Genomic DNA, 24454 nt, shown 5'->3' with positions numbered 1-24454 from the left:
CCTGAGCAACTTTTCTGATTGGTCACACGCGGCCGGCCAGGCCGAGTACCGGCTCGAACAGCCATTCGATCAGGCGCCGGCGGTCGAGCAGCACATCGGCGTCGATCTGCATGCCCGGCGTCAGCGGCTGTGCGCGGCCGTAGGCCGTCACGCTTTGCCGATCCAGCGCGACCGTGATGCGGTACAGCGGCTCGCCGGCGACCGTGGCCGCACCCGTCACGACACCGGCCAGCGGCAGGCTGGACAGCTCGCTGGCCTGAAGCGGCGTGCGAGACACATCGAGCACGCGTCCGGCCTGCAGGCCAAACTTCTGGTACGGGTAGGCCTGGTAGCGCAGCTGCACCTGCTGCTGCGGATGCAGGAACCCGACCGCGCTCGACGGCGCATAGAGATGCGCCTGCAGCGTCGCGTTGCTCGGCAACAGCGTCGCCAGCGCGACGCCGGGCGTGACGTTCTGACCGGGCTCGACCGTCACGGCGCTCAGCACGCCGTCGGTCGGCGCGCGCACCACGATGCGCTGGCGCGCTGCGCTCTCGGCACCTTCTTGCACCAGCTCGGCCAGCTCGCGCTCGATTTCGCCTTGTTGCACTTGCAGCCGCAGCGGCAGCTCGCGGCGTTGCGCCTCGACGACGCCGATCTCGCGCTGCTGGGTGGCCTGCTGGCGCTCCAGCGCCTGGGTCTGCGCCTCGAGCCCGAGCACCTCTTCCTGCTTGCTCTGGACCTGCGCTTCGGAGATGAAGTTGCTCTTTTGCAGGTCCTGCAGGCGTCCCAACGACGCCCGAGCGAGTTCGAGCCGCTTGCGGTGCAGGCCGATCTCGCTGCCGATCTGCGACAGCTCGCGGCGCATGTCGGCCAGGCGCCGGTCGAGCGCGGCCTGCTGCTCGGTCACCAGCGCGGCCTGCTGGCGCGAAGATTCCTGCAGGCTGCGCTCGCGCGCGTCGAGCGCACGCTGCACGCCGGCCTGCGAGTCGCCGGCCAGGGTGGATCGGTCGACCGACAGCACGAACAGCGCCTCGCCGGCGCGCACCTGCTGGCCTTCGGCGGCATGACGCTCGATCAGCGTGCCCGCCTGCTGCGGCATGAGCCGGATCAGGCCCAGGTCGGGCGCCAAATAGCCCGACACCCGCGCCTTGCGCGTGTAGTCGCCGACAAACAGGAACGCGCCCACGGCCACCGCAGCGGTGACCGCAAACGCGGTCAGCACCGTCAGTGACAGCGGGCGAACGAGTTGTATCCGGCCAAGCCAGGCTTGGCGTTGTCCTTCGATCGCCTCTGGACGAAAGAGGCTAGGCATCGAGGATCAGCCAGGGCTTACCAGCCCTTGCCCGGGGTCTCGACGGAGCCGCCGCCGATCTGGCCGAGCACCGAGAGGTCGAGGACCTGCGGCTGCTCCAGCGGCGCCTCGACGCGCTCTTGGCTCGAAACTTGAGCACGCTGCTGCTCGACAACTTCCGTAAACTGCTTGGGCTGCTGGACCATCTCGACGCTCCTGAGGGGGTTGGGCAACGGTCATTGACCGATGCCTCATTCCATCAGTTGCGCCGAATTTCAGACACTGTCAGCTCTTACAGGTAGTGTTGGTCCGGATCATCTGATCAGCCCGAGCCGCAGGGCCTTGAGCACCGCCTGGTGCTTGCTGATGCAGCCGAGCTTCTTCATCGCGTTCTGGATGTGCAGCACCGCGGTGCGCTCGCTGATGCCCAGGATCGAGCCGACCTCCCAGGCCGTCTTGCCCTCCATCGTCCAGCGCAGCGAATCGAGTTCGCGAGGCGTCAGGCCGGGCCGGTCGGCTTCGATTACCTCGGGCGCCAGCAGCCGCAGCGCCGTATCTTGCGCATGGACCGCAAACAGCTGCAGGTCGGCCACGATCCGCGTGATCTCGCCGGAATCGGTCGGCAGCGCGAGGTCGCGGTCGACACCCAACACGAAGTGCCGGCCCTCCGGCAGATGCAGCGCCACGCAGACCCCCGTGTGATAGCCGAACTTGGCCTGGTGCTCCCAGCGTGCGCCGAGGCCCTTCTCGGTATAGGTGCGCTGGCTCCAGATGATGGGCACGCTGCTGTGCTTGACGTGCTGCATCACCGGGTCGATGCGGTAGCCATCCGCGTCCTCCCACGACTCCAGGAACTCCTGAGGCGTGTTGTCGACCGTGATGAACTCGCTTTCGCTGGCCGGGTGGTCGATGACCGCAATCGCGGCGACCGTCTCGAACCCCAGGTTCTGTCCAAAGCGCACCACTTCCGCGCGCAGTTCTTCACGAGAACTCGCGTTCAGTACGGACGTGTAGGTGGCCTGCAGCATCGTCGGATCGGTCAGCGGCGCTGCGCCTCAAGGTCGAGGCGGCCCGTGACGATAGCAAGTTCCGCGGACTCGCGTTCCGCGCCTACAGGGCTTTTCATGCGCCGGTATCCCCAAAAAGGGCCTGACAGGTTTGACAGATGGCAGGGCCCCGCGATGCCCGCACACTGCCGCCCACGCTGGCATCGCCGCCGCGATGCCCCTCCCTCAACTGCTAAGGTAGTTCTGCGATGTCACCCATGAAGACACCCGCGTGGACAGTTCACGCATGGCGTCCCCAATTGTGTCAGGCGATTCGCGCGCCTCGCCTGCAATTCCAGCACCTCGGCACGTCGGTGCTGCACCCAGGCGACAGCGACGGCCCCTGCAGCGGTCAAACCGTTTGGGGCCAGCGCTCGCCCGATGGTGAAGTCGGCGTGGCGTGGGACTGGATCGAGCTTACACATGGCGTCGTCGCCATGGCAGACCCGATGGCGATGATCACCAACCTGCGCTTGATCGGCAGCAAAGGTGAGGTCCTGACCGCGCCGGAAGCGGCACTTTTCCTCAACCAGCTCGTCCGCGAGCTGCCGTGGCAACAAGAGGTGCAGCGCGCGATCTGCGTCGAGACGACGCACTGAGCCCGGCCGGTGGGCCTCAACGCACTGCCGCGGCGCGCAGGCGGTGCGTCAGGTAGGCCAGGCTGGCCACCGCAATCAGCGCCGCCACGGCCAGCGGCAGCAGCACCTCCACGCTGCCCAGCGATTCCCCGCGCAGCACACGGTTCATCAGCGTGTGCTGCGCCAAGGCCGGCACCGCCAGGAACCAGCGCGGCTCGCCGCTCTGGTTGAACAGGGCCACCATCGGCAGCAAGGACACCGCGAGGATCACCACGGTGTTGTTGGCCTGGGCCTCCTTGAAGCTCTTGCAGCGGATCGCCACCGCCATCATCACTGCCGACAGCGAGGCCGCCAGCGGCACCAGCACCGCCAGGAACGACGCCGCCTCGCGCCAGCCGAACTGGAACAGCGCGCGCAGCGTCTCGCTGCGGATCAGCGCCTGGGCCGGAAAGAAGCTCAGCACCGACAGCAAGGCGATGCCCATCGCCAACGCCGCGACGGCACCCCACTTGCCGACCACCAGCGCCAGCGGCGAGGCCGGCGTGGCCAGCAGCGGCTCCAGTGAGCCGCGCTCGCGCTCGCCGGCGGTGGTGTCGAGCGCCGCGTTCAGCGCACCGTAGAGCACCGCCATGATCACGAAGAACGGCAAGATGCCGGTGAACTGCGCCGCCCGGCTTTGCGCGCTCGCCAGGTCGCGCTCCTGCGCCTCAACGGCCTGCAGCAACTGCGGGCTCACGCCGCGCAGCGCGAGCGACAACATGCCGCGCTCGCGGTTGAAGCCCTCGACCAGCCGCGCCAGGCGCCCGCTGCCGGCCTCGGCCTGGCGGTTGGCGCTGTCGCTGACGATGTCGACCACCGGCACGTCGCCGCGCGCGAGCCGCGACTCGAAATCCCCCGGCACCACCAGCACCGGCTCGCCCAGGCGGCGCTCGCGCAGCTGCTGCTCGTAGTCGGCCGGTGCGGCCTCGATCGCGAAGCCCTGGCGCTCGACGAAGTTGCGCAGCGTCGGCGCTGCTTCAAGGCCTGCCGCGACGACGACGCGCCGCTCGGCGCGCGACTCGAGCGAGGCCACCAGCCCCGACATCAGCACCAGCACGAACGGCCCCATCAGCACCGAGCTGAGCAGCACCGTGACGAGCGTGCGCCGGTCGCGCAGCGCGTCGATCAGCTCCTTTGCGAACACGGTCCAGGCGTGTTCGATCCACCGCGCCTTCATGCCGTCTCCCCGGCGAACGCCAGCTTCACGAACGCCTCCTCGAAATCGGCCTCGCCGGTGCGCTCGCACAGCGCGCGCACCGTGCCGTGCGCGACCGTGCGGCCGTGCGCGACGATCACGACCTCGTCGCACAGCCGCTCGACCTCTTGCATGATGTGGCTCGACAGCACGATGCACTTGCCGCCGCCGGCCGGACTGGCGAGGTGATGCAGCACCTCGCGCAGCGCGCGCGTCGACAGCACGTCCAGCCCGTTGGTCGGCTCGTCGAGGATGATGTTGGCCGGGTCGTGCACCAGCGCGCGCGCCAGTGCCGTCTTGACACGCTCACCCTGGCTGAAGCCCTCGCAGCGGCGCTCGAGCAAGGGCTTCATGTCGAGCGCCTCGCCGAGCACGTCGACGCGCGCCTGCGCCGCGTCGCGCGGCATGCCCTGCAGCATCGCGTGGTAGACCACGTTCTCGCGCGCCGTCAGGCGCGGATAGATGCCGCGCGCGTCGCTCAGCACGCCCATGCGCGCGAGCGCCGCCTGCGGGTCGCGCCCGACATCGACGCCGTCGACCTCGATGCGCCCGGCATCCGGGCGGATCAGCCCGGCGATCATGCGCAGCGTGGTCGTCTTGCCGGCGCCGTTGGGCCCCAGCAGGCCGGTGATCGCGCCGTCGGCGGCGGCAAACGACACACGGTCCACCGCGACCACCTCGCCGCGTTGGCGCTTCCACGGCAGCGCACCCTTTGGCGCCGGCGCGGCGAAGCGCTTGGCCAGCTCGTCGGCGCGGATCATGACCGGCCTCCCGGCGCGGTGGTCGGCGCGAGCGCAGGATCGGCCGGCCGGAACACCGGCGGGCGCGGAATCGCGGCCAGGCAGGTGGCGTCGACCGCCAGCGCCTGCGCCTCGTCGTCGCTGGCGATGAAGCGGTGGATCAGGTCGCGCGCGCAGCCCAGCGCCATCACGCCATGGCCAGCGTTGTCGACCACGACATGGCGCGCCTTCGCGCCCAGCGCCCGCGCCACGCGCTCGCCGTGGCGCGGTGGCGTCACCGGATCGAGGCCGCCGCTGAACAGCAGCACCGGTGCGGGGCTCGGCGCGATCGCATAGAACGCCGCAGGCACTTCGCTGCGCGGCCAGTCGGCGCACAGCGCGCGATAGGGCTGCGCCAGGCTCTCGCCGAGATCCGCGCCGGGCCGGTCCGCGCTCGCGGCCAGGCGCGGCATGTCCTCGGCGCACACCACCGCAAAGTGCTCGATCTCCGCCAACCGCAGGCGCCGGCCGCCCAGCCCGAGCGAGCCCAATCCCGCCAGCGGCGTGACGCGGCCCTCGATCGCCGCGCCCAGCGCCTCGGGCAGCGCCGCGGCCATCGCCGGCGCGTACAGCGGCCCGCGCAGCGCCGACAGCACCGCCTCGCGCGTGAGCCGCAGCCGCTGCGCATCGCCGGTCTGCGGATCGGTCACCTCGACCTCGCGCGGCAGCGATGCCAGCCAGGCGCGAAAGCGCTCGCGCAGGCGCGGATGGCGCGCGGCGCAGGCGGCGTCGCGCTCGCAGGCGTCGAACTGCGCATCGAGCACGCGCTGCGCATCGGCCGACATGCTGGCCGACAGCGCCATGTCGGGCGGCGCAACGCCGTCGAGCACCGCGCGCCGCACGCGCTGCGGGAACTGGCGCAGGTACTCCAGCGCCGCGCGCGTGCCGTAGCTGCCGCCGACCAGGTTGATGCGTTCGGCGCCCAGCGCCGCGCGCACCGCGTCGAGGTCGGCCATCGCGATCGTCGTCGTGTACTGGCGCAAGTCGCCGTGCGGCTGCGCGGCCAGGCGCGCGCGGCAGGCGCGCAACCGCTCGACCATGCGCTGCAGGTCGATGCGCTCGGCGAGCGGCCGGTGCTCGTCGTCCTCGTCGTCGCAGGCCAGCGCCGCCGAGCGGCCGGTGCCGCGCTGGTCGACGAACACCAGGTCGCGCTGGTTGCCCAGCCGCAACAGCAACGGCGTCACGCTGCCGGCCAGCGCGATCGCGCTCTGCCCCGGGCCGCCGGCCAGAAAGAACACCGGGTCCGAGGCCTTGCGTCGCGCCGTCGCCGGCACGACGAGGTAGTGCACGTCGATCGTGCGGCCGGCCGGCTGGGCAGGATCGAGGGCTCGCGTCACGTGGCCGCACAGCACTTCGTTCTTGAGCCCTTCGACACGGCACGGCGTGGGCCCCGCGTCGGCGCGTGCGGCGGGGATCGCCAGCGCGGCCAGGGCGGCCAGCGCGGCGAACAGCAGTCTGGGAAGCATGGCGCGCGATTCTGTCGGCGCGCGGCCGCGCGCGCCACCGAGCGCCGCGGCGCCGGCGCGACGCCGGCCTCAGCGCAGGAAGGCGTCCCAGCCGGTCTTCAGGATCAGCGCCCCGACGACAACGATGAACACGCCGCGCACGAAGCCGGCGCCGTGCTTCAGCGCGAGCCGCGTGCCGACCAGGCTGCCGGCGATGTTGGCCACCGCCATCACGGCCGCAATGTGCCACCAGACATGGCCGGTCAGCGCGAAGGCCGCCAGTGCCGACAGGTTGGTCGCGGTGTTCAGCAGCTTCGCGCTCGCAGAGGCGTGCAGGAAGTCGTAGCCCAGCACGCGCACGAACAGGAACACGAAGAAGCTGCCGGTGCCCGGCCCGAAGAAGCCGTCGTAGAAGCCGATCGCCAGCCCGATCGCGGCGGCCGCCAGCGCCTCGCTGCGGCCCGACCAGCGCGGCTCATGCGCGCGGCCCAGCTCCTTCTTCGCCAGCGTGTAGGCCAGCACCGCGGCCAGCACGAAAGGCAGCGCGCGGCGCAGGCCGCTGGCGTCGACCTGGGTCACGGCCCAGGCACCCAGCGCCGCGCCGGCCAGCGCCGCGGCGGCGGCCGGCAGCAGGGCCGGCCAATTCAGCGTCACGCGCCGCGCGAACTGCACCGTCGCGAGCCCGGTGCCCCAGACCGCCGCGCCCTTGTTGGTGCCAAACAGCGTCGCCGGCGCCGCCTGCGGGAAGGTGCCGAACAGCGCCGGCACCAGGATCAGGCCGCCGCCTCCGACGATCGCATCGACAAAGCCGGCCAGCAGCGAGGCGGCGGTGACGGTGAGCAGTTCCAGCATGCGGGCGCGGCAACGGGCTTGAAGAAAGCCGGCAAGTGTCGCCGCAAAAGAAAAGGCGCCGGGGTGCCGGCGCCTTCTCGTTTCCCGCGGCCTGCGCGGGGTTGCCCCGCGCGGCTGCTCTCTTCTGTGGGGAGGGCCTGTCGCCTGTGGCGCGGCCCTCGCAGTGCTTGTCTCCTCAGTCCCCCGCCAGAGCGGGCCACTGGGGTCCGCTGCGAGTGGGGGGACTCTATGTCGGTGCGCCGTGCCCCGCATCGGGGTTAACCTGCAACAGCTTGGTGCGCAGGCCGAACGGCGCGTGCGGCCCATTCAAGGCGCGCTACGGCTGCTCGCCCAGCGAATACCGCGAGCGCGCCCGTTAGGCCGCCGCGTCGGCGCGGATCCACTCCGCGGCCTTCTCCGCGATCATCAGCGTGGGGCTGTTGGTGTTGCCGCTGGTGATCGTCGGCATCACGCTCGCATCGACCACGCGCAGACCGCGGATCGCCCCGCCCGGCCCGCGCACGCGCAGGCGCGCGTCGACCACCGCGGCATCGTCGTCGGCGCGGCCCATGCGGCAGGTGCCGGCCGGGTGGAAGATCGTCGTCGCGATGTCGCCGGCCAGCCGCGCGAGGTCGTCGTCGCTCTCGTACTGCGTGCCGGGCTTGAACTCCACCGGCTGGTACTTCGCCAGCGCCGGCTGCGCGACGATGCGCCGCGTCACGCGCAGGCTGTCGGCGGCGACCTGGCGGTCCTCGGGCGTCGAGAGGTAGTTCGGCGCAATCGCCGGCGCGTCCTCGGCACGCGGCGAGCGGATCCGCACCGTGCCGCGCGAGGTCGGGTTGAGGTTGCACACGCTGGCGGTGAAGGCGTCGAAGCCGTGCAGCGGCTCGCCGAAGGCCTCGAGCGACAGCGGCTGCACGTGGTATTCGAGGTTGGGCCAGTCGTGCTCGGGCGAGCTGCGCGTGAACGCGCCCAGCTGCGACGGCGCCATGCTCATCGGGCCGCTGCGCTTGAGCGCGTATTCGAGGCCGATGCGCGCCTTGCCGACGAGCGAGTTGGCCAGCGTGTTGAGCGTCTTGACGCCCTGCACCTTGAACACCGCGCGGATCTGCAGATGGTCCTGCAGGTTCGCGCCGACACCGGCGAGCTCGTGGACGAGCTCGATGCCGTGGCCTCTGAGCAGCTCGGCCGGGCCCAGGCCCGACAGCTGCAGGATCTGCGGCGTGCCGACCGCGCCGGCCGAGAGCACGAGCTCGCGCGCCGCGCGCACCGTCTGCACGCCTTCGGGCGTGCGCACGCGCGCGCCAGCGCAGCGCAGCCGGCCGTCGCCGTCGCGCTCGAACAGCAGGCGCTCGACCTGCGCGCCGGTCCACAGCTCGAAGTTCGGCCGGCCGTAGCAGATCGGCCGCAAGAAGGCCTTGGCGGTGTTCCAGCGCCAGCCCTTGCGCTGGTTGACCTCGAAGTAGCCGACCCCTTCGTTGCTGCCGCGGTTGAAGTCCTCGGTGGCCGGCACGCCGGCCTGCTGCGCCGCCGCGGCAAAGGCATCGAGCACGTCCCAGCGCAGCCGCTGCTTCTCGACGCGCCATTCGCCGCCGTGGCCGTGAAACTGAGCGAAGCCGTCGTCGGCGCGCGCCGCGTCGCCGCGCCAGTGGTCCTCGTGGCGCTTGAAGTACGGCAGGCTCTGCTCCCAGCGCCAGGCGTCGTCGCCGGTGACCTCGGCCCAGTGGTCGTAGTCGCGCGACTGGCCGCGCATGTAGATCATGCCGTTGATGCTGGAGCAGCCGCCCAGCACTTTGCCGCGCGGATAGCGCAGCGAGCGGCCGTTGAGGCCGGCGTCGGGCTCGGTCTGGTAGAGCCAGTCAGTGCGCGGGTTGCCGATGCAGTAAAGATAGCCGACCGGGATGTGGATCCAGTGGTAGTCGTCCTTGCCGCCGGCTTCGAGCAGCAGCACGCGCTTGGTCGGGTCGGCGCTCAGCCGGTTGGCCATCAGGCAGCCGGCGGTGCCGGCGCCGACGATCACGTAGTCGAAGGTCGTTGCATCGGAGGAACTCATCCGGCGAGCCTACCAGCGGCGCCCTACCGCCTGCTTGCAAAGGCCCGTAGGATGCCGCGATGCCCGACTTCGCGACGCTGTCGAACAGCGAGATCCTGATCGCCTTCGCCAAAGGCCTGCTGCTCGCGCCGGCCGCTCTGCTGCCGATCATCAACCCGATCGGCGTCGCGCCGATGTACCTCACGCTGCGCGGCCCGGTCGATGAGCGCACCAACCGGCGCGTCGCCAAGCGCGTTGCGCTGCACGCCGGGCTGATGCTGCTGGCGGCGATGTTCATCGGCGCGCAGGTGCTGAGCTTCTTCGGCATCTCGCTGCCGATCGTGCGCGTGGGCGGCGGCTTGATCGTCGCCGCCGCCGCGTGGAAGCTGCTCTACGACCCGCACGCGGACAAGGTGACCGAGCCGGTCGGCCGCACCGCCCGCTCGCCAGCCGAGGTGCTGCAGCACAGCTTCTTTCCGCTGACCTTTCCGTTCACCGTCGGGCCGGGCAGCCTGTCGGCGGCGATCACGCTGGGCGCGACGATGAGCTTTCACCGCCCGGCGCAGGTCGCGATGGCCGTTGCGATGAGCGTCGGCGTCGGCCTCACGACGGTGGCCATCTACCTCGGCTACCGCTTCGCGCCGCAGCTGGTGCGGGGGCTGGGCAGCGTGGGTACTACCGTGCTGCTGCGCTTCTCGGCCTTCATCCTGCTGTGCGTGGGCGTGCAGATCGTCTGGGACGGCGCGGCGGAGCTGGTGCTCGAGCTCGCGCGCGAGCTGGCCCGCCTACGCTGAGGCGAGCTCGCGCAGGTAGGCCAGGCCGCGCCCCGCTCGCGGGCCGTACCAGCTCAGCAGCTCGCCGTCGACCAGGCGCACGCGCGCCTTGGGCGCCAGCGCCTGCGCCTCGGCGATGTGGCGCTCGCGAAAGCGATAGGGCTCGGAGCTGAGCAGCAGCTCGTCGACATCGCCCAGCCACGGCGCATCGGCCTCGACGACCGGATAGCGCGCGGCGCCGAGCGGCCCGCCGTGCTGGGCCGGCAGCGTCTGCCAGCCGACGCAGGCCAGCATGCGCGAGATGTAGGTGCCGCGCGCGACCGTCATCCACGGCCCCCGCCAGATCAGGTAGAGCGCCTGCCGCGTCGGCCAGGCGCGCCCGGTGGTGAGCGCAAGCTCGTGCTCGATGTCGTCGCGCAGCGCCCGCGCGCGCCCCGCGACGCCGGGGACGGCGCCGAACGCATCGACGAACTGGTCGAGCAGCGCGAGGTTGTCGGCCGGGGCGCAGGGATGGGTAATCACCAAGGTCGCACCCAGACGACGCAAAGCCTCGAAGGTCTCGAGCCGGTTCTCGTCCTGGTTCAGCAGCACGTGGGTCGGCGCAAGCGCCGCCAGCCGCTCGAGGTCGGGATCCTTGGTGCCACCGAGCTTCGGTATGTCTTGCACCTCCTCTCGCGGATGGATGCAAAAGCCCGTGCGGCCGACCAACCGGCCTCCCAGGCCGAGCGCGACCGCCAGCTCGGTCAGGCTGGGCACGAGGCTGACGATGCGCAGTTCGCTCATGGCGCAGCGAGGCTAGCGGGGCGCCCGCAGGCGCGAGGGAATGCCGATTGCCGCACAGGCGCCGATACAACACTTCGGCTTGACGACTTCACGGTTGTTTACCCAAAAACGGTCGTTCGCCCATAATGAAGCGGTCTGTATGCGGCGCCTTCTCGTGATTGGTCTCGATGGGTTGAAGCTCAACAGGCGGTAATAGGTGCTCCCTGGCACCTTGTTTTGATAGAGAAAGGCGCTCTTCATGGGCAACAAGCTGTATGTGGGCAATCTTGCCTACAGCGTGCGCGACGAGGAACTCAACGAGGCGTTCTCGCAGTTCGGCACGGTCACCTCGGCCAAGGTCATGATGGACCGCGAAACCGGCCGCTCGAAGGGCTTCGGCTTCGTCGAGATGGGTTCGGACGCCGAGGCGCAAGCCGCCATCAACGGCATGAACGGTCAGCCCCTTTCGGGCCGCTCGATCGTCGTCAACGAGGCCCGCCCCCGCGAAGAGCGTCCGGGTGGCTTCCGTGGTCCCTACGGCAACTTCAACCGCGGCCCGCGTGAAGGCGGCGGCGGCAGTGGCGGCGGCTACGGTGGTGGCGGCGGCGGCTACGGTGGCGGCGGTGGCGGCTACGGTGGTGGTGGCGGCGGCTATGGCGGCGGCGGTGGTGGTCGCGGCGGCTACGGTGGCGGCGGCGGTGGCCGTGGCGGCTACGGTGGCGGTGGCCGCAGCGGCGGCGGTGGTGGCGGCGGCTACTGAGCCTTCACCTCGCGAGCCTGCTCGCAATCAAACAAGGGCGGTGGCAACACCGCCCTTTTGCTTTCTGGGCCGCGCCGCCCGCGCGCTCGCGCGGGCGGCGGGTCACTCGCCCAGTCGCTTCTTGCGCCCGCGCCCGGCGAACAGGCGGTCGAACAGCGCATTCGGCAGCATGCGCATCAGCTTGGCGACGATGCCCATCTGCCACGGGAGGACGGTGTAGCTGCGGCCCGCGGCGATCGCGCGAAAGGCTCGCTCGGCAAAATCCTCCGGCGCGAGCATGAACGGCATGCCATAGGTATTGCCCGCCGTCAGCGGCGTCGCGACATAGCCCGGCACGATCGTCACGACCCGCACGCCGCAGGCGCGCAATTCGCCGCGCAGGCTCTCGCAATAGCTCACGACGCCGGCCTTGCTGGCGCAGTACGCGCCATGGCCCGGCAGGCCGCGGATGGCCGCCACGCTGGCGATCCCGACCAGCGTGCCGCGGCGCCGTTCGCGCAGCGGCTTCAGGAAGGGATGGAAGCTGGCCGCCATGCCGAGCAGGTTGGTGTCCATCACGGTGCGAAAGACCTCGAGATCCTCGCGCTCGGCGGTGTCGACGCCGATGCTGACGCCGGCATTGGCGATCACCGCATCCGGCAGGCCCTGACGCGCCAGGCAGGCATGGCCGGCGGCGACGGCCGCATCGGTGTCGCGCACGTCGGCGCCGTAGACGGCCCAGCTGTCCTCGGGCCAGCCCTGCTGCCGGCACCAGGCCTCGGTTTCGGCCACGCGCCGCGCCACCAAGGCGAGCCGCCAGCCGGCGGCGCGAAAGTGCGCGGCCAGCGCCTGGCCGATGCCGCTCGAAGCGCCGGTGATGTAGACCAGCGGTGCAGACGTTCCCGTGGCAACCATCAGGGCGCGCTGGCCGCCGGCTCGGCCGCCTCGGGCATGCGCGCGCCGGGCGGCAGCAGCACGCCGGTGACGCGCCCGCCGAGCTGGGCGATGCGCTCGACGTGGTTGTAGTCGAGCGTGCTTGCATGGACCTCACCGCGCCCGCTCAGCAAGGTGACTGGCCGGTGCGAGCGCACACGCTCGTTGCGCGCGTCGACCTCGATGAACTCGCCGCGGAACTCCAGGCGGTCGGTGGCCGGATGGCCGGGCGCCGGCTCGCGCACGACGCGCGCGTCGCCCATCAGCCGCACCTGGCTGCCGTCGGCGTTGGACAGCGCCTGGCGCGCGTGGCCGTGCATCACGACGCCCGATTCGTCGATGCTGCGCAGCCGCACGCCGTCGATCTCGACCGTGCCGTTGTCCGGATAGTGGCGCAACGTGTCGCCCTCGACGCGCGCCAGCATGTGGCCGGCCGGTGAATAGCGCTGCACCGAGAAGCCGCTCATCGTGTAGTCGGGCACATGGCGCGGCGGCGGCCGGTCGGCCGCGTCCTCGATCACCGGCGTGTTCTTGACCAGCCACCAGGTCAGCGCGGCCAAGAGGCCCATCAGCAGCACCGGCAGCGCGCTTTGCGCACGGTCCCACAGCCGCGCATGCCACGGCCCGGCAATGCGCGTGGCGCCGCGCACGTGGCGCGGCGCCAGGGGTGCCAGCGGCGTGAGCTCGCCGAACGGCGTGTCGGCCTGGTCGAGGCGACGCGAGGCGTCGTCGGGCGCGCGCGCGGGCGTCATTGCGCGCGGCCGTCGTCCAGCGTTTCGAGGTGGCCGGCGAGCAGCGCGCCGTAGCGACCGGCCGCCATCAGCAGCAGGTCGCAGAACTCGCGTGCGGCGCCGTGGCCGGCGGCGGCCTGCGTGACGTGGTGAGCGGCGGCGCGCGCCTCGGCATGCGCACCGGGCGGCGCGGACGCGAAGCCGGCGCGCAGCAGCAGCGGCAGGTCGGGCCAGTCGTCGCCGATCGCGGCGATCGCGTCCCACTCGAGGCCCATCGCGGCGCGCAGCGACTCGGCCGCGGCCAGCTTGTCGTGCACGCCGTACAGCGCCTGCTCGATGCCGAGGTCGGCGACGCGGCGGCGCACCGCCATCGAGTCGCGGCCGGTGATCACGATCGGGCGGATGCCGCCGCGCGCGAGCAGCTTGAGGCCGTGGCCGTCGAGCGTGTTGAAGGCCTTGAAGCCCTCGCCGTCGGCGCCGACGTAGATGCGCCCGTCGGTCAGCACGCCGTCGACATCGAAGATCGCCGCGCGGATGCGCCCGCTCGGGCCTTGAGCGGCCAGCAGCAGCTCGGGCGGAAAGCTCAGCGTGGGAGCCAGCGGGCGCGCTTCGGACATCTCGAGGGCCTCGGATCGGTGCGCGCGCTCAGATGACCTTGGCGCGCATCAGGTCGTTGCTGTTGATCGCGCCGATCAGCACGCCGGCGTCGTCGGTCACGAGCACGCTGGTGATGCGGTGCGCTTCCATCATGTCGGCCGCGTCGACCGCGAGCTTGTCGGCGCCGATCGTGCGCGGATGCGGGCGCATCACGTCGGCTGCGGTGAGCCGGCGCAGGTCGACGCCCTTCTCGATCTCGCGGCGCAGATCGCCGTCGGTGAACACGCCGATCGGGCGGCCGGCGTCGTCAACGATCGCCGTCGCGCCCAGGCCCTTGGCGCTCATCTCGCGCATCACCTCGGTGAACGGCGTCGACGGCGCCACGCGCGGCACGGCATCGCCTTGGCGCATCAGGTCGCGCACGTGCATCAGGAGCTTGCGGCCCAGCGCGCCGCCCGGGTGCGAGCGCGCGAAGTCGGCTTCCTTGAAGCCGCGCAGGTCGAGCAGCGCAACCGCGAGCGCATCGCCCAGCGCGAGCTGCGCGGTCGTGCTGGCGGTGGGTGCGAGGTTGAGCGGGCAGGCCTCCTGCGCGACGCCGGAATCCAGCGCCACGTCGGCATGGCGCGCGAGCGTGCTGCCGGGCCGGCCGGTGAACGCGATGATCGGTACCTGCAGGCGCTTGACCACCGGCAGGATCACGTTGAGCTCGTCGCTCTCGCCGCTGTTGGACAGCATCAGCACGACGTCGCTCGCGGTAACCATGCCGAGGTCGCCGTGGCTGGCTTCGCCGGGATGCACGAACATCGCCGGCGTGCCGGTCGAAGCGAGCGTCGCGGCGATCTTGCGGCCCACGTGACCGCTCTTGCCCATGCCCATCACGACCACGCGGCCGTGGCACGACAACACGATCTCGACAACGCGCGCGAAGGCCTCGGCCATCGGACCGCGCAGGCGGTCGCGCAGCGCGGCCAGCGCCTCGGTCTCGATCTCGAGCGCCTGCGCGCCCAGCTCGACGGCGCGCGGGCCGCGGGGGTCCTTGGTTAGCATCCAGCGATTCTAGGTGCCGCGTTCCGCGCGGGCACGACCCCTGCTCCAGCCGCCGGATGTCGCTCGATCTGACCTTGCTCTATCTCGTCGCCGCGGTGTTCGGCGTGGTGCTGTGTCGCTCGCTCGCGATGCCGCCGATGCTCGGCTACCTGGTCGTGGGCGTGGCGATCGGCCCCAACGCCTTGGCCCTGGTCGGCGACTCGTCAGGCGTGCGCTACCTCGCCGAGTTCGGCGTGGTGTTCCTGATGTTTGCGATCGGCCTCGAGTTCGACCGGCCCAAGCTGCGCGCGATGCGCACGCTGGTGTTCGGGCTGGGCTTCAGCCAGGTCGCGCTGACGATCGGCGCGGCGGTGGCCGGCAATGCCGTGCTGGCGTGGACGCTCGCGCTGGCCGGCCGCAGCTGGGGCCTGGGCTGGCAAAGCGCGGTCGCGCTCGGATCCGCGCTGGCGATGAGCTCGACGGCCATCGTCGCCAAGCTGCTGGCCGAGCGGCTCGAGCTCGAGAGCGAGCACGGCCGGCGCGTCGTCGGCGTGCTGCTGTTCCAGGATCTTGCGGTCGTGCCGCTCCTGGTGCTGCTGCCGGCGCTGGGCGATTCGGGCGAGCAGATGACGCGCACGCTCGCGCTGGCCGCGCTCAAGGCCTCGGCGCTGCTCGCGGTGCTGCTGGTCGGCGGGCCGCGCGTGATGCGCGGGTGGCTGCGCGTCGTCGCCAAGCGGCGCAGCGAGGAGCTGTTCGTGCTCAACCTGCTGCTGGTGACGCTGGGCCTGGCCTGGCTCACCGAGCACGCCGGCCTGTCGCTCGCGCTCGGGGCCTTCGTCGCCGGCATGTTGATCGCCGAGACCGAATACAAGCACCAGGTCGAGACCGACATCCGACCCTTCCACGACGTGCTGCTGGGCCTGTTCTTCATCACCATCGGCATGAAGCTCGACCTGCGTGGCCTCGGCTCGCAGTGGACGCTGGTGCTGCCCTTGGCGCTGCTGCCGGTGCTGTTCAAGTTCGGCCTCGTCACGGCGCTGGCGCGCGCCTTCGGCGCCGCGCCGGGCGTCGCGCTGCGCACCGGCATCTATCTCGCGCAGGCCGGCGAGTTCGGTTTCGTGCTGCTGTCGCTGGCCGGCGACGCGCACCTGCTGCCGGCCTCGCTGCACAGTGCCGTGCTGACGGCGATGGTGCTGTCGATGCTGGCCACGCCGCTGCTGATCCAGCACAGCAACCGCATCGTGATGAAGCTGTCGGCAACCGACTGGCTGATGCAGTCGGTGCAGCTGACCACCATCGCGAAGAAGTCGATCCGCACCGAAGCGCACGTGATCATCTGCGGCTACGGCCGCAGCGGCCAGAACCTCGCGCGCCTGCTCGAAACCGAGAACATCCCGTACATGGCGCTCGACCTCGATCCCGACCGTGTGCGCCAGGCTGCCGCGGCCGGCCAGAGCGTCGTGTTCGGCGACGCCGCGCGGCTGCAAAGCCTGATGGCCGCCGGCCTTGCGCGCGCGACCGCGGTCGTCGTCAGCTACCCGGACACGCCCTCGGCGCTCAAGATCCTGAGTCTGGTGCGCGAACACGCGCCGGCGGTGCCGGTGATCGTGCGCACGATCGACGACGCCGACCTCGAGCGCCTGCGCACCGCCGGCGCGACCGAGGTCGTGCCCGAGGCGATCGAGGGCTCGCTGATGATGGCCTCGCACGTGCTGGCGCTGGTGGGCGTGCCGGTGCGCCGCGTGATCCGCGTCGTGCAGGACCAGCGCGACGCGCGTTACGGCCTGCTGCGCGGCTACTTCCATGGCGCCGACGACGACACCGTCGAGGAGCTTGCGCAGGCGCGGCTGAAAGCGGTGACGCTCGGCGAGGACAGCGCCGCGATCGGCCGCGCGCTCGGCGAACTGGCGTTGTCCGCCATGGGCGTGAGCGTGGTGTCGATCCGCCGCGCCGCGGGGCCGGTGGTGCGCCCGGGCGACGAGCTCCAGCTTGGCGCCGGCGACACGCTGGTGCTGTCGGGGCTGGCCGAGCCGCTGGCGCAGGCCGAAGAGCGACTGCAGTCCGGCTGAAGGAGGTATCGATGGCGTCGACGACCGCTTGCTTCGATGCCGCGCGGCGTCGCGGACTGATCCTCGGCAGCCTGGCGCTCGCGGGCTTCGCCCACGGGCAGTCGGCCGATGCCGCCGCGCTGGCCGCGCTGCGCCGCGGCGGCTGCGTCGCCGCCTTTCGCCACGCCAATGCCCCGGGCACGTTCGATCCGCCGGGCTTCCGGCTTGATCGCTGCGAAACGCAGCGCAACCTCGACGACCGGGGCCGCGAGCAGTCGCGCCGATTGGGCGCATGGTTTCGCGCGCAGGGCCTGGCGCCGACAGCGGTGCGCTCGAGTCCGTGGTGCCGCTGCCTGGAGACCGCGCGCCTGGCCTTTGGCGACGACGCGGTGCACGCCTGGGACGCGCTCGGCTCGCCGCGCGCCGAAGGGCATGACGCGCAGCGCCAGCAGGCCGAGCTGCGCGCGGCGCTGGCGCGCGTGCCGGCGGGCCGCTTCGAGGTGTGGGTCAGCCATCAGTTCACGCTCAGCGCACTGGTCGGCGGCGGCACCGCTTCGGCCGAGGGTCTGCTGCTGCGCGCGAACGATGGCCGTGTCGAGCTTGTCGGGCGCATTGCGCCGGCCTGAGCGGCCCTCACTCCCGATAATGTCCGGCCCTGCGCCGATCTGCCCTTTGCCGCCATGTCCGACCTCGACCTGATCCGCCGCACCATTCGCACCGTGCCTGACTGGCCGGAGCGCGGCGTGCAGTTCCGCGACATCACGCCGCTGCTGCAGAACCCGCGCGTCTTCCGCGTGCTGATCGACCAGTTCGTGCACCGCTACTTCGACACCCGGCCGCAGGCGGTCGCAGGGCTCGACGCGCGCGGCTTCATCATCGGCTCGGTGCTCGCCTACGAGCTGGGCGTCGGCTTCGTGCCGATCCGCAAGAAGGGCAAGCTGCCCTACACCACCGTCGAAGAGACCTACGAACTCGAGTACGGCAGCGCCACCGTCGAGATGCACACCGACGCGGTGAAGGCGGGCGACCGCGTGGTGCTGATCGACGACCTGATCGCCACCGGCGGCACGATGATGGCCGGCAAGCGCCTGCTCGAGCGCCTGGGTGCGACGGTGATCGAAGGTGCGGCGATCGTCGAGCTGCCCGAGCTGGGCGGTGCGGCCAAGCTGCGCGAATCCGGGCTGCCGCTGTTCACGCTGGTGTCGTTCGGCGGACTCTGAGCCCAAAGGCAAAGGGCCCCGCGGGGCCCTTGCTTGCGGCGTCGAAGGCCGCTCAGGTCACCGGCATCTGCCGCGCCATGTTGGCGCGCAGGCGCGTCGCCATCACCGCGCCGGCCGCGCGCAGCGCTTCCAGCGCCACCGCCGGCACACGCTGGCCCAGCTCCTCGAAGCGCGGCAGGCGCAGCGCCCAGACGATGCACGGCGTCATCGCCTCGACGTTGGCGGTGCGCGGTCCGTCGGCAAACAGGCCCGGCTCGCCGCACATCGCGCCCGGGCGCAGGATCGCGATCTTGTTGGCGCCCGGCGCACCGCCGCTCACGTAGACCTGCAGCGTGCCCTGGCCGAGGAAATAGACCGTGCGGTCCGGCTCGCCCTGCTTGAGCAGCAGGTCGCCGGGGCGCACCTCGTGGCGCGTCAGGTATTGCAGGAAGACGCGCCATTGCGACGGGTCGAACCGCGGGCGGAACGCGTCCTCGGCGTTCAGCGACTGGATCGCCAGCAGCAGTTGGTCGTGCGTCATGGTGTTGTCGTCGTCTCGTGGGAAATGCGCTTCGAGAACGCTGTCGCGATTATCCGCCCGGCACGTTGACGCCCGGCCCGCGCGTGTCGGGGTGGGGCGACGGCTTGCGCGTGAAGTCTTGCACGTTCGGGTGCGCGCCGGTCAGCGCTCACTTGCCGATGCAAAACCGCCCGAAGATCTCGCCCAGCAGGTCGTCGGCGCTGAACTGGCCGGTGATCACGCCCAGCGCATCGTGCGCGAGGCGCAGCTCTTCGGCCAGCAGGTCGAGCGCGGCATCGGCTTGCGCGGCCAGCGCCTGCGCCTGCTCGAGGTGCACGCGCGCGCGGTCGAGCGCATGCAGGTGGCGCGCGCGTGCGATGAACACGCCCTCGCCGCCCGGCTGCCAGCCGGCGAGTTCGAGCAGGCGCCGTCGCAGCGCGTCGAGGCCGGCGCCGGTGCGCGCGGAGACCGCAATCGCCTCGGGCGCAAGCACGGCATCGGGCCGCAAGTCGGCCTTGGTGTGCACGTGCAGCACCTGCGCACCGCCGGCAGCGAGCAGGCGTTCGGCGATCGCCAGGTCGGCGCGCGCGTAATCCGCGTCGTGCTCGCGCGCGAGGTCGTGCAGGAACAGCACCGCGTCGGCGCCGGCGATCGCGTCCCAGCTGCGGGCAATGCCGATGCGCTCGACTTCGTCGTTCGCCGCCGCGTCGTCGCGCAAGCCGGCGGTGTCGACCACGTGCAGCGGAACGCCCTCGATCTGGATCGTCTCGCGCACCTTGTCGCGCGTGGTGCCGGGAATCGCGGTGACGATCGCGAGCTCGGCGCCGGCCAGCGCATTGAGCAGCGAGCTCTTGCCGGCATTGGGCTGGCCGGCCAGCACCACGGTCAGGCCCTCGCGCAGCAGCGCGCCCTGGCGCGCGCGGGCGCGCACCGCGTCGAGCGCGGCGATCACCCGGGTCAGCCGGCCGCGCGCGTCGGCCTTTTCGAGGAAGTCGATCTCCTCCTCGGGGAAGTCGAGCGTCGCCTCGACCAGCATGCGCAGCTCGATCAGCGCATCGCGCAGCGTCGCGATCTCGCGCGAGAACGCGCCGGCCAGCGCACGGCCGGCGGAGCGCGCAGCGGCCTCGGTGCTGGCGTCGATCAGGTCGGCCACGGCCTCGGCCTGCGCGAGATCGAGCTTGCCATTGAGGAAGGCGCGTTCGGTGAACTCGCCGGGTTCGGCCAGGCGCAGTCGCGACAGGCGCTCGCGCCCGTCGCTGCCGTCCTCGGCGGCGGCCTCGAGGCAGCGCGCGAGCAGCAGCTGCAAGACGATCGGCCCGCCGTGCGCCTGCAGCTCGAGCACGTCTTCGCCGGTGTAGCTGGCCGGCGCCGGAAAGTAGATTGCAAGGCCCTGGTCGAGCGCGGCGCCTTGCGCGTCGAGGAAGGGGCCGTAGCTCGCGTGGCGCGGCGCGAGCGTCTTGCCGGTCAGCGCCTGCGCCAACGCCGCGAGACCCTTGCCCGAGACGCGCACGATGCCGACGGCGCCGCGTCCGGGCGCGGTCGCGATCGCGACGATCGGGTCTTGATGGCGTGCCAGCATGGCTTGCGATTGTCCTAGGAAGCAAAACGCCCCGCGGGCGTGGGCCTCGCGGGGCGTCGGGAACTCGCGGCCGGGCGGCTCAGTTCACGCCCAGGCGCTTGTTGATCACCCATTGCTGCGCGATCGACAGCACGTTGTTCGTGATCCAGTACAGCACCAGGCCGGCCGGGAAGAAGAAGAACATCACGCTGAACACCAGCGGCATGATCCACATCATCTTGGCCTGCACCGGATCCGGCGGCGTCGGGTTGAGCCAGGTCTGCAGCATCGTCGTGGCGGTCATCACCAGCGGCAGGATGTAGTACGGATCCTTGGCCGACAGGTCGGTGATCCAGCCCAGCCACGGAGCGTTGCGCATCTCCACCGACGACAGCAGCACCCAGTACAGCGCGATGAACACGGGGATCTGGACCATGATCGGCAGGCAGCCGCCGAGAGGATTGACCTTCTCCTCGCGGTAGATGCGCATCATCTCCTGCTGCATCTGCTGCGGCTTGTCCTTGAGCCGCTCGCGTAGCTCCATGACCTTCGGGTTGATGGCCTTCATCTTGGCCATCGACGCATAGGCCTTGGCGTTGAGCCAGTAGAACGCGGCCTTGATCAGCACCACCAGCGCGACGATCGCCCAGCCCCAGTTGCCAACCAGCTTGTGCAGCTGGTCGAGCAGCCAGAACAGCGGCTTCGAGATGATCGTGAAGATGCCGTAGTCCTTGACCAGCTCGAGCCCCGGCGCCAGCGCCTCGAGGCGCTTTTCCTCCTGCGGGCCGACGTACAGCCGCGTGTCGAGCGTCGCGCTCTGGCCGGCGGCGATGGGCGCAAGCGGCAGCACCGCGGCCAGCGAGTACAGCGCGCCGTTCTTGCTGACGCGGAACTCGCGCGCCGCGCCCTCGGGCGGCAGCCAGGCCGACACGAAGTAGTGCTGCACCATCGCCGTCCAGCCCTCGGTCGCACCGGTGGGCAGCTCGACGCCGCCCTTGTCGATGTCCTTGAATTCGATCTTCTTGAACTTGGTCGCCGGCGTGTACAGCGCCGGGCCGGTGAAGGTCTGCGCGCCACCGAGGAAGCCGGCATGGCTTTCGGTGCTGCCGTCGCGCTCGAGCTGCAGGTACAGCTGCGGCTCCACCGCCTCGCCGCCGGCGTTGACGATCTCGTGCTTCACGCCGATCGCGTAGTCGCCGCGCTTGAAGACATAGCTCTTGCGGTAGGTCACGCCGTTGACGGCCGGCGACTCGAGCGTGAGCCGCAGTTCGTCCTGGCCGTCGGCGAGCGCGCGTGCGCCGGGCAGCACGGTCATCGTCGTCACGTGATTGGGCAGCGCCGCGCCGGTGGCGGTCTTGCTGATCAGGCCGGTCTGCGCCACGTAGGTGTGCGTGGCGGACTGGTCGAGCAGCACCATCGGCTTGCTCGCGTCGACCGCGTCGCGGTGCTTGAGCAGTTCGACGTGGGTCAGCGTGCCGCCTTGCGTGTCGATCTGCGCCTTGAAGACGTCGGTCGTGATCCAGAGCTTCTCGCTGGCGACCGGTGCCGTCGTCACGGGCGCCGCGGGAGCGGCCCCCGCGGTGGCCGGCGCCGGCAGCGCGGCCGAGGCCGGCACGCCAGCGGGTGCGCTGCCAGCCGTGGTCGCCGTCGGCGCGGGCATGCCGAACATCGTCGGGCGACCCTGGTGCTTGTTCCAGGCGTCCCACAGCAGGACGAGAGACATCAGGAACACCACCCACAAGATGGTGCGGCGCATATCGGTCATGGCGTGATCTTCTCGGCGGAAGGGTTCGAAGAGGAGGCGCGTGCGGGCCAGCGTTCGGGCACAGGATCGCAGCCGCCGGCACAACCCGGATGACAGCGCAGGATGCGGCGCGCGGCGAGGTAGCTGCCGGCGGCCGCGCCGTGGCGCTCGATGGCCTCGATCGCGTAGAGGGAGCAGGTCGGCTCGAAGCGGCAGGCGCCGCCGATCCACGGGCTCAGCAGCAGCCGGTAGCCGCGCACCAGGCCGATCAGCAGCCGGCGCGCCAGCGCGCCGATCGCATCGATGGCCGCGGCCGCGTTCATCGGCTGGCCTTGCGCATCAGGGCGTCGAGTTCGCTGCGCACCGCGAGGCGCAAGGCCTCGGACGCGGCGCTCGGAAAACGCGCGGCATCGAAGCCGGCGCGCAGGCGCAGCAGCCAGTCGCCGGCGGGCAGCGCGGCGGCATGGCGGTCGAACGCGCAGCGCATCTGGCGGCGCACGAGGTTGCGCGTGACCGCGCGGCGTGCTTGCCGCTTGGGGATGATCCAGCCGACCCGCAGGTCTTCCACAGCCGCGGCCGGCATCGGGTCAGGGCCTGTTGACAACTTGCTGCCGTGCAGCGTTGCGGGGGACACGGCCACGTGGTGCAGCACGAAGTGCTCGCTGCGCGCCAGCGGGCGAACCGCCAGGGCGCGTTGAAAGCATTCGGCGCTGGGCATCGGCTGCCAGCGCCTGTGCCGCCCGGGTGGCACGCCGGCCTTCGGTGCGGACGCGGCGCCGTCAGGCGCAGGGATCAGAGACCCAGGCGCTTGCGGCCCTTGGCGCGGCGCGCATTCAGGACCGCGCGGCCACCGCGCGTCTTCATGCGCACGAGAAAGCCATGGGTGCGGGCGCGGCGGATCTTCGAAGGCTGGTAGGTGCGTTTCATGGTGAACCTCTTGACTTGCAGGCGGGCGCGCGAAAGGTCTCGCCACCGACTTGATTTCCTGCAATGAAAGCGGGCAAGCCAAGCCGCCGCCTCCTGCGGAAAACCCGCGATTACACCAAAAAAGCCCTTTTCGGTCAAACACTTGCATGGCAAACCGGCGCCTGCGGCGGCCTCCGTCGGGCGGATGAAATCTGTGGATAACCCTCGCTTCGCGGACCTTCTCCTGCGTAGAATCCGGCCGCTCGATAGATCTTGTCCACAAAACAGAACATGAGCGCCGATCTCTGGCAGCGGGGCCGCGACCGCCTGGCTGCCGAGTTACCCGAACAGCAATTCAACACCTGGATCCGTCCGCTGCCCGCGGCCACACTGGCCGAGCGAGACGAGTCGACGGTGGTCACGCTGCGCGTGCCCAGCCGTTTCACGCTCGACTGGATCCGCTCGCAGTACGCCCCTCGCATCGAAGCCGTGCTGGCCGAACTGGCCGGCAAGCCGGTACGCCTCGAACTCGCCCTGGCCCCGCGCGACACCGGCGCGGCGGTGCGGGCGCTGCCGCCGCGCACGTCCGCGGTCGCCGTCAACGGCTCTGCCAGTTCGCCGAGCACCGCGGCGCAGGCAATCGTCGAGCTGCCACCGCCGGCCGCGGCCAAGCACCGGCTCGACCCCTCGCTGACCTTCGACACCCTGGTGCCCGGGCGTGCCAACCAGATGGCGCGCACCGCCGCGCTGCACGTCGCCGGCGCGCCGGGTGCGATGTACAACCCCCTGTTCATCTACGGCGGCGTCGGCCTCGGCAAGACCCATCTGATCCATGCCGTGGGCAACGCGCTGCTGCGCGACCGCCCCGACGCGCGCGTGCTCTACCTGCACGCCGAGCAGTTCATCACCGACGTGGTGAAGAACTACCAGCGCAAGACCTTCGACGAGCTCAAGGCCAAGTACCACTCGCTCGACCTGCTGCTGATCGACGATGTGCAGTTCTTCGCCGGCAAGGAGCGCACGCAGGAGGAGTTCTTCAACGCCTTCGAGGCGCTGCTGGCCAAGAAGGCGCACATCATCATGACCAGCGACACCTACCCCAAGGGTCTCGCTGACATCGACGAACGCCTGACCAGCCGCTTTGACGCCGGCCTCACGGTGGCGATCGAGCCGCCCGAGCTGGAGATGCGCGTCGCGATCCTGATCAAGAAGGCCGAGGCCGAGGGTGCGGTGATGCCCGAGGACGTGGCCTTCTTCGTCGCCAAGAACGTGCGCGCCAACGTGCGCGAACTCGCCGGCGCGCTGCGCAAGGTGCTGGCCTACGCGCGCTTCAGCCAGAAGGACATCAACATCGCGCTGGCGCGCGAGGCGCTCAAGGACCTGCTGTCGATCCAGAACCGCCAGATCTCGGTCGAGAACATCCAGAAGACCTGCGCCGACTTCTACAAGATCAAGGTCGCCGACATGTACTCCAAGAAGCGGCCCGCCTCGATCGCCCGCCCGCGCCAGATCGCGATGTACCTCGCCAAGGAGCTGACGCAAAAGAGCCTGCCCGAGATCGGCGAGCTGTTCGGCGGGCGCGACCACACCACCGTGCTGCACGCGGTTCGCAAGATCGGCGGCGAGCGCCAGAAGAACACCGAACTGAACCAGCAGCTGCACGTGCTCGAGCAAACGCTCAAGGGCTGATCGAAGCCGAG

26 protein-coding genes are annotated in these 24454 nt (G+C 70.9%); 7 read left to right on the top strand and 19 right to left on the bottom strand.

All coding sequences use genetic code 11. The features are described 5' to 3' along the window. Window positions 1-22: 22 nt before the first annotated feature. The 3 genes from ACO2TI_RS13850 to ACO2TI_RS13840 form a co-directional block, all read right to left on the bottom strand. The gene (locus ACO2TI_RS13850; RefSeq protein ID WP_423285076.1) at window positions 23-1204 is read right to left on the bottom strand and encodes an HlyD family secretion protein; all 1182 of its coding nucleotides are present in this window, start codon (window positions 1202-1204) and stop codon (window positions 23-25) included. Window positions 1205-1311: 107 nt separating this feature from the next. Further along, window positions 1312-1479, bottom strand: a complete 168-nt coding sequence (locus tag ACO2TI_RS13845; protein WP_423285074.1) for a hypothetical protein — start codon at window positions 1477-1479, stop codon at window positions 1312-1314. Between the two features lie 108 nt (window positions 1480-1587). Beyond that, window positions 1588-2301 carry a helix-turn-helix transcriptional regulator gene (locus tag ACO2TI_RS13840; RefSeq protein WP_423285072.1) on the bottom strand — a complete coding sequence of 238 codons (714 nt, stop codon included), beginning with the start codon at window positions 2299-2301 and terminating at the stop codon, window positions 1588-1590. A gap of 236 nt (window positions 2302-2537) precedes the next feature. On the opposite strand from ACO2TI_RS13840, the gene ACO2TI_RS13835 reads away from it, so the two are divergent. After that, window positions 2538-2918, top strand: coding sequence for a hypothetical protein (locus tag ACO2TI_RS13835; protein WP_423285071.1), 381 nt, complete (start codon window positions 2538-2540; stop codon window positions 2916-2918). Window positions 2919-2934: 16 nt separating this feature from the next. On the opposite strand, the gene ACO2TI_RS13830 is transcribed toward ACO2TI_RS13835, so the two are convergent. From ACO2TI_RS13830 to ACO2TI_RS13810, 5 genes are all read right to left on the bottom strand, one after another. Then, window positions 2935-4113 carry an ABC transporter permease gene (locus tag ACO2TI_RS13830; protein WP_423285069.1) on the bottom strand — a complete coding sequence of 393 codons (1179 nt, stop codon included), beginning with the start codon at window positions 4111-4113 and terminating at the stop codon, window positions 2935-2937. Continuing rightward, the gene (locus ACO2TI_RS13825; protein WP_423285067.1) at window positions 4110-4892 is read right to left on the bottom strand and encodes an ATP-binding cassette domain-containing protein; all 783 of its coding nucleotides are present in this window, start codon (window positions 4890-4892) and stop codon (window positions 4110-4112) included. The genes ACO2TI_RS13830 and ACO2TI_RS13825 overlap by 4 nt, the downstream gene beginning before the upstream one ends. Beyond that, window positions 4889-6376, bottom strand: coding sequence for an alpha/beta hydrolase (locus tag ACO2TI_RS13820; RefSeq protein ID WP_423285065.1), 1488 nt, complete (start codon window positions 6374-6376; stop codon window positions 4889-4891). Before ACO2TI_RS13820 ends, ACO2TI_RS13825 begins: the two co-directional genes overlap by 4 nt. Before the next feature lie 69 nt (window positions 6377-6445). Next, window positions 6446-7207, bottom strand: a complete 762-nt coding sequence (locus tag ACO2TI_RS13815; RefSeq protein WP_423285064.1) for a sulfite exporter TauE/SafE family protein — start codon at window positions 7205-7207, stop codon at window positions 6446-6448. Window positions 7208-7562: 355 nt separating this feature from the next. Next, window positions 7563-9239 carry a GMC family oxidoreductase gene (locus ACO2TI_RS13810; RefSeq protein ID WP_423285062.1) on the bottom strand — a complete coding sequence of 559 codons (1677 nt, stop codon included), beginning with the start codon at window positions 9237-9239 and terminating at the stop codon, window positions 7563-7565. A gap of 59 nt (window positions 9240-9298) precedes the next feature. Here ACO2TI_RS13810 and ACO2TI_RS13805 point away from each other — a divergent pair, with 59 nt between their 5' ends. After that, window positions 9299-10012, top strand: a complete 714-nt coding sequence (locus tag ACO2TI_RS13805) for a MarC family protein (protein WP_423285061.1) — start codon at window positions 9299-9301, stop codon at window positions 10010-10012. Here the strand turns inward: ACO2TI_RS13805 and ACO2TI_RS13800 are convergent. After that, window positions 10004-10774 (bottom strand): helical backbone metal receptor, encoded by a 771-nt coding sequence (locus tag ACO2TI_RS13800; protein ID WP_423285059.1) that lies wholly within the window; start codon window positions 10772-10774, stop codon window positions 10004-10006. The two genes, ACO2TI_RS13805 and ACO2TI_RS13800, sit on opposite strands and share 9 nt — an antisense overlap. 238 nt (window positions 10775-11012) lie before the next feature. Between ACO2TI_RS13800 and ACO2TI_RS13795 the strand changes: the two genes are divergently transcribed. Further along, window positions 11013-11513 carry an RNA recognition motif domain-containing protein gene (locus tag ACO2TI_RS13795; RefSeq protein ID WP_423285057.1) on the top strand — a complete coding sequence of 167 codons (501 nt, stop codon included), beginning with the start codon at window positions 11013-11015 and terminating at the stop codon, window positions 11511-11513. A gap of 102 nt (window positions 11514-11615) precedes the next feature. On the opposite strand, the gene ACO2TI_RS13790 is transcribed toward ACO2TI_RS13795, so the two are convergent. From ACO2TI_RS13790 to ACO2TI_RS13775, 4 genes are read right to left on the bottom strand one after another with little or no spacing between them, the layout of a single operon-like run. Next, on the bottom strand, window positions 11616-12407 hold the full coding sequence (locus tag ACO2TI_RS13790; RefSeq protein ID WP_423285055.1) for an SDR family oxidoreductase: 792 nt from the start codon (window positions 12405-12407) through the stop codon (window positions 11616-11618). Further along, window positions 12407-13177 (bottom strand): LPS export ABC transporter periplasmic protein LptC, encoded by a 771-nt coding sequence (gene lptC, locus ACO2TI_RS13785; RefSeq protein WP_423285054.1) that lies wholly within the window; start codon window positions 13175-13177, stop codon window positions 12407-12409. Before lptC ends, ACO2TI_RS13790 begins: the two co-directional genes overlap by 1 nt. After that, window positions 13174-13773, bottom strand: a complete 600-nt coding sequence (locus ACO2TI_RS13780) for a KdsC family phosphatase (RefSeq protein WP_423285052.1) — start codon at window positions 13771-13773, stop codon at window positions 13174-13176. Before ACO2TI_RS13780 ends, lptC begins: the two co-directional genes overlap by 4 nt. 28 nt (window positions 13774-13801) lie before the next feature. Further along, window positions 13802-14800: a KpsF/GutQ family sugar-phosphate isomerase gene (locus ACO2TI_RS13775; protein WP_423285051.1), complete on the bottom strand. Its 999-nt coding sequence runs from the start codon at window positions 14798-14800 to the stop codon at window positions 13802-13804. A gap of 56 nt (window positions 14801-14856) precedes the next feature. On the opposite strand from ACO2TI_RS13775, the gene ACO2TI_RS13770 reads away from it, so the two are divergent. Genes ACO2TI_RS13770 through ACO2TI_RS13760 form a run of 3 tightly spaced genes read left to right on the top strand, consistent with a single transcriptional unit; the run spans window position 14857 to window position 18047 of the window. After that, window positions 14857-16848, top strand: coding sequence for a cation:proton antiporter (locus tag ACO2TI_RS13770; RefSeq protein ID WP_423285049.1), 1992 nt, complete (start codon window positions 14857-14859; stop codon window positions 16846-16848). 11 nt (window positions 16849-16859) lie between these two features. Continuing rightward, on the top strand, window positions 16860-17453 hold the full coding sequence (locus tag ACO2TI_RS13765; protein WP_423285048.1) for a histidine phosphatase family protein: 594 nt from the start codon (window positions 16860-16862) through the stop codon (window positions 17451-17453). Between the two features lie 54 nt (window positions 17454-17507). Next, window positions 17508-18047 carry an adenine phosphoribosyltransferase gene (locus tag ACO2TI_RS13760; RefSeq protein ID WP_423285046.1) on the top strand — a complete coding sequence of 180 codons (540 nt, stop codon included), beginning with the start codon at window positions 17508-17510 and terminating at the stop codon, window positions 18045-18047. Window positions 18048-18099: 52 nt separating this feature from the next. Here ACO2TI_RS13760 and ACO2TI_RS13755 read toward each other — a convergent pair whose 3' ends face one another. From ACO2TI_RS13755 to rpmH, 6 genes are all read right to left on the bottom strand, one after another. Continuing rightward, window positions 18100-18567: a cyclic nucleotide-binding domain-containing protein gene (locus ACO2TI_RS13755; protein ID WP_423285045.1), complete on the bottom strand. Its 468-nt coding sequence runs from the start codon at window positions 18565-18567 to the stop codon at window positions 18100-18102. 148 nt (window positions 18568-18715) lie between these two features. After that, the gene (gene mnmE, locus ACO2TI_RS13750; RefSeq protein ID WP_423285043.1) at window positions 18716-20125 is read right to left on the bottom strand and encodes a tRNA uridine-5-carboxymethylaminomethyl(34) synthesis GTPase MnmE; all 1410 of its coding nucleotides are present in this window, start codon (window positions 20123-20125) and stop codon (window positions 18716-18718) included. Window positions 20126-20204: 79 nt separating this feature from the next. Further along, window positions 20205-21869, bottom strand: a complete 1665-nt coding sequence (gene yidC / locus ACO2TI_RS13745; RefSeq protein ID WP_423285041.1) for a membrane protein insertase YidC — start codon at window positions 21867-21869, stop codon at window positions 20205-20207. Beyond that, complete coding sequence (gene yidD, locus ACO2TI_RS13740; RefSeq protein WP_423285410.1) at window positions 21866-22135, bottom strand: membrane protein insertion efficiency factor YidD; 270 nt, start codon at window positions 22133-22135, stop codon at window positions 21866-21868. Before yidD ends, yidC begins: the two co-directional genes overlap by 4 nt. A gap of 32 nt (window positions 22136-22167) precedes the next feature. Then, window positions 22168-22566, bottom strand: a complete 399-nt coding sequence (locus ACO2TI_RS13735; RefSeq protein WP_423285039.1) for a ribonuclease P protein component — start codon at window positions 22564-22566, stop codon at window positions 22168-22170. 74 nt (window positions 22567-22640) lie between these two features. Next, window positions 22641-22775, bottom strand: a complete 135-nt coding sequence (gene rpmH / locus ACO2TI_RS13730; protein WP_423285037.1) for a 50S ribosomal protein L34 — start codon at window positions 22773-22775, stop codon at window positions 22641-22643. 270 nt (window positions 22776-23045) lie between these two features. Here rpmH and dnaA point away from each other — a divergent pair, with 270 nt between their 5' ends. After that, complete coding sequence (dnaA, locus tag ACO2TI_RS13725) at window positions 23046-24443, top strand: chromosomal replication initiator protein DnaA (RefSeq protein WP_423285036.1); 1398 nt, start codon at window positions 23046-23048, stop codon at window positions 24441-24443. Window positions 24444-24454: the final 11 nt, after the last annotated feature.

The organism is Caldimonas sp. KR1-144, assembly GCF_049446155.1.
In the GTDB taxonomy this organism is placed as follows: domain Bacteria; phylum Pseudomonadota; class Gammaproteobacteria; order Burkholderiales; family Burkholderiaceae_C; genus Rivibacter.
This window is presented reverse-complemented; position numbering and strand designations above follow the sequence as displayed.

Bases quoted from the DNA above. Each gene is read 5' to 3' on its own strand.
- ACO2TI_RS13845 (WP_423285074.1), bottom strand. From the start codon at position 1,479: ATGGTCCAGCAGCCCAAGCAGTTTACGGAAGTTGTCGAGCAGCAGCGT.
- ACO2TI_RS13840 (WP_423285072.1), bottom strand. From the start codon at position 2,301: ATGCTGCAGGCCACCTACACGTCCGTACTGAACGCGAGTTCTCGTGAA.
- ACO2TI_RS13835 (WP_423285071.1), top strand. From the start codon at position 2,538: ATGAAGACACCCGCGTGGACAGTTCACGCATGGCGTCCCCAATTGTGT.
- ACO2TI_RS13830 (WP_423285069.1), bottom strand. From the start codon at position 4,113: ATGAAGGCGCGGTGGATCGAACACGCCTGGACCGTGTTCGCAAAGGAG.
- ACO2TI_RS13825 (WP_423285067.1), bottom strand. From the start codon at position 4,892: ATGATCCGCGCCGACGAGCTGGCCAAGCGCTTCGCCGCGCCGGCGCCA.
- ACO2TI_RS13820 (WP_423285065.1), bottom strand. From the start codon at position 6,376: ATGCTTCCCAGACTGCTGTTCGCCGCGCTGGCCGCCCTGGCCGCGCTG.
- ACO2TI_RS13815 (WP_423285064.1), bottom strand. From the start codon at position 7,207: ATGCTGGAACTGCTCACCGTCACCGCCGCCTCGCTGCTGGCCGGCTTT.
- ACO2TI_RS13810 (WP_423285062.1), bottom strand. From the start codon at position 9,239: ATGAGTTCCTCCGATGCAACGACCTTCGACTACGTGATCGTCGGCGCC.
- ACO2TI_RS13805 (WP_423285061.1), top strand. From the start codon at position 9,299: ATGCCCGACTTCGCGACGCTGTCGAACAGCGAGATCCTGATCGCCTTC.
- ACO2TI_RS13800 (WP_423285059.1), bottom strand. From the start codon at position 10,774: ATGAGCGAACTGCGCATCGTCAGCCTCGTGCCCAGCCTGACCGAGCTG.
- ACO2TI_RS13795 (WP_423285057.1), top strand. From the start codon at position 11,013: ATGGGCAACAAGCTGTATGTGGGCAATCTTGCCTACAGCGTGCGCGAC.
- ACO2TI_RS13790 (WP_423285055.1), bottom strand. From the start codon at position 12,407: ATGGTTGCCACGGGAACGTCTGCACCGCTGGTCTACATCACCGGCGCT.
- lptC (WP_423285054.1), bottom strand. From the start codon at position 13,177: ATGACGCCCGCGCGCGCGCCCGACGACGCCTCGCGTCGCCTCGACCAG.
- ACO2TI_RS13780 (WP_423285052.1), bottom strand. From the start codon at position 13,773: ATGTCCGAAGCGCGCCCGCTGGCTCCCACGCTGAGCTTTCCGCCCGAG.
- ACO2TI_RS13775 (WP_423285051.1), bottom strand. From the start codon at position 14,800: ATGCTAACCAAGGACCCCCGCGGCCCGCGCGCCGTCGAGCTGGGCGCG.
- ACO2TI_RS13770 (WP_423285049.1), top strand. From the start codon at position 14,857: ATGTCGCTCGATCTGACCTTGCTCTATCTCGTCGCCGCGGTGTTCGGC.
- ACO2TI_RS13765 (WP_423285048.1), top strand. From the start codon at position 16,860: ATGGCGTCGACGACCGCTTGCTTCGATGCCGCGCGGCGTCGCGGACTG.
- ACO2TI_RS13760 (WP_423285046.1), top strand. From the start codon at position 17,508: ATGTCCGACCTCGACCTGATCCGCCGCACCATTCGCACCGTGCCTGAC.
- ACO2TI_RS13755 (WP_423285045.1), bottom strand. From the start codon at position 18,567: ATGACGCACGACCAACTGCTGCTGGCGATCCAGTCGCTGAACGCCGAG.
- mnmE (WP_423285043.1), bottom strand. From the start codon at position 20,125: ATGCTGGCACGCCATCAAGACCCGATCGTCGCGATCGCGACCGCGCCC.
- yidC (WP_423285041.1), bottom strand. From the start codon at position 21,869: ATGACCGATATGCGCCGCACCATCTTGTGGGTGGTGTTCCTGATGTCT.
- ACO2TI_RS13735 (WP_423285039.1), bottom strand. From the start codon at position 22,566: ATGCCCAGCGCCGAATGCTTTCAACGCGCCCTGGCGGTTCGCCCGCTG.
- rpmH (WP_423285037.1), bottom strand. From the start codon at position 22,775: ATGAAACGCACCTACCAGCCTTCGAAGATCCGCCGCGCCCGCACCCAT.
- dnaA (WP_423285036.1), top strand. From the start codon at position 23,046: ATGAGCGCCGATCTCTGGCAGCGGGGCCGCGACCGCCTGGCTGCCGAG.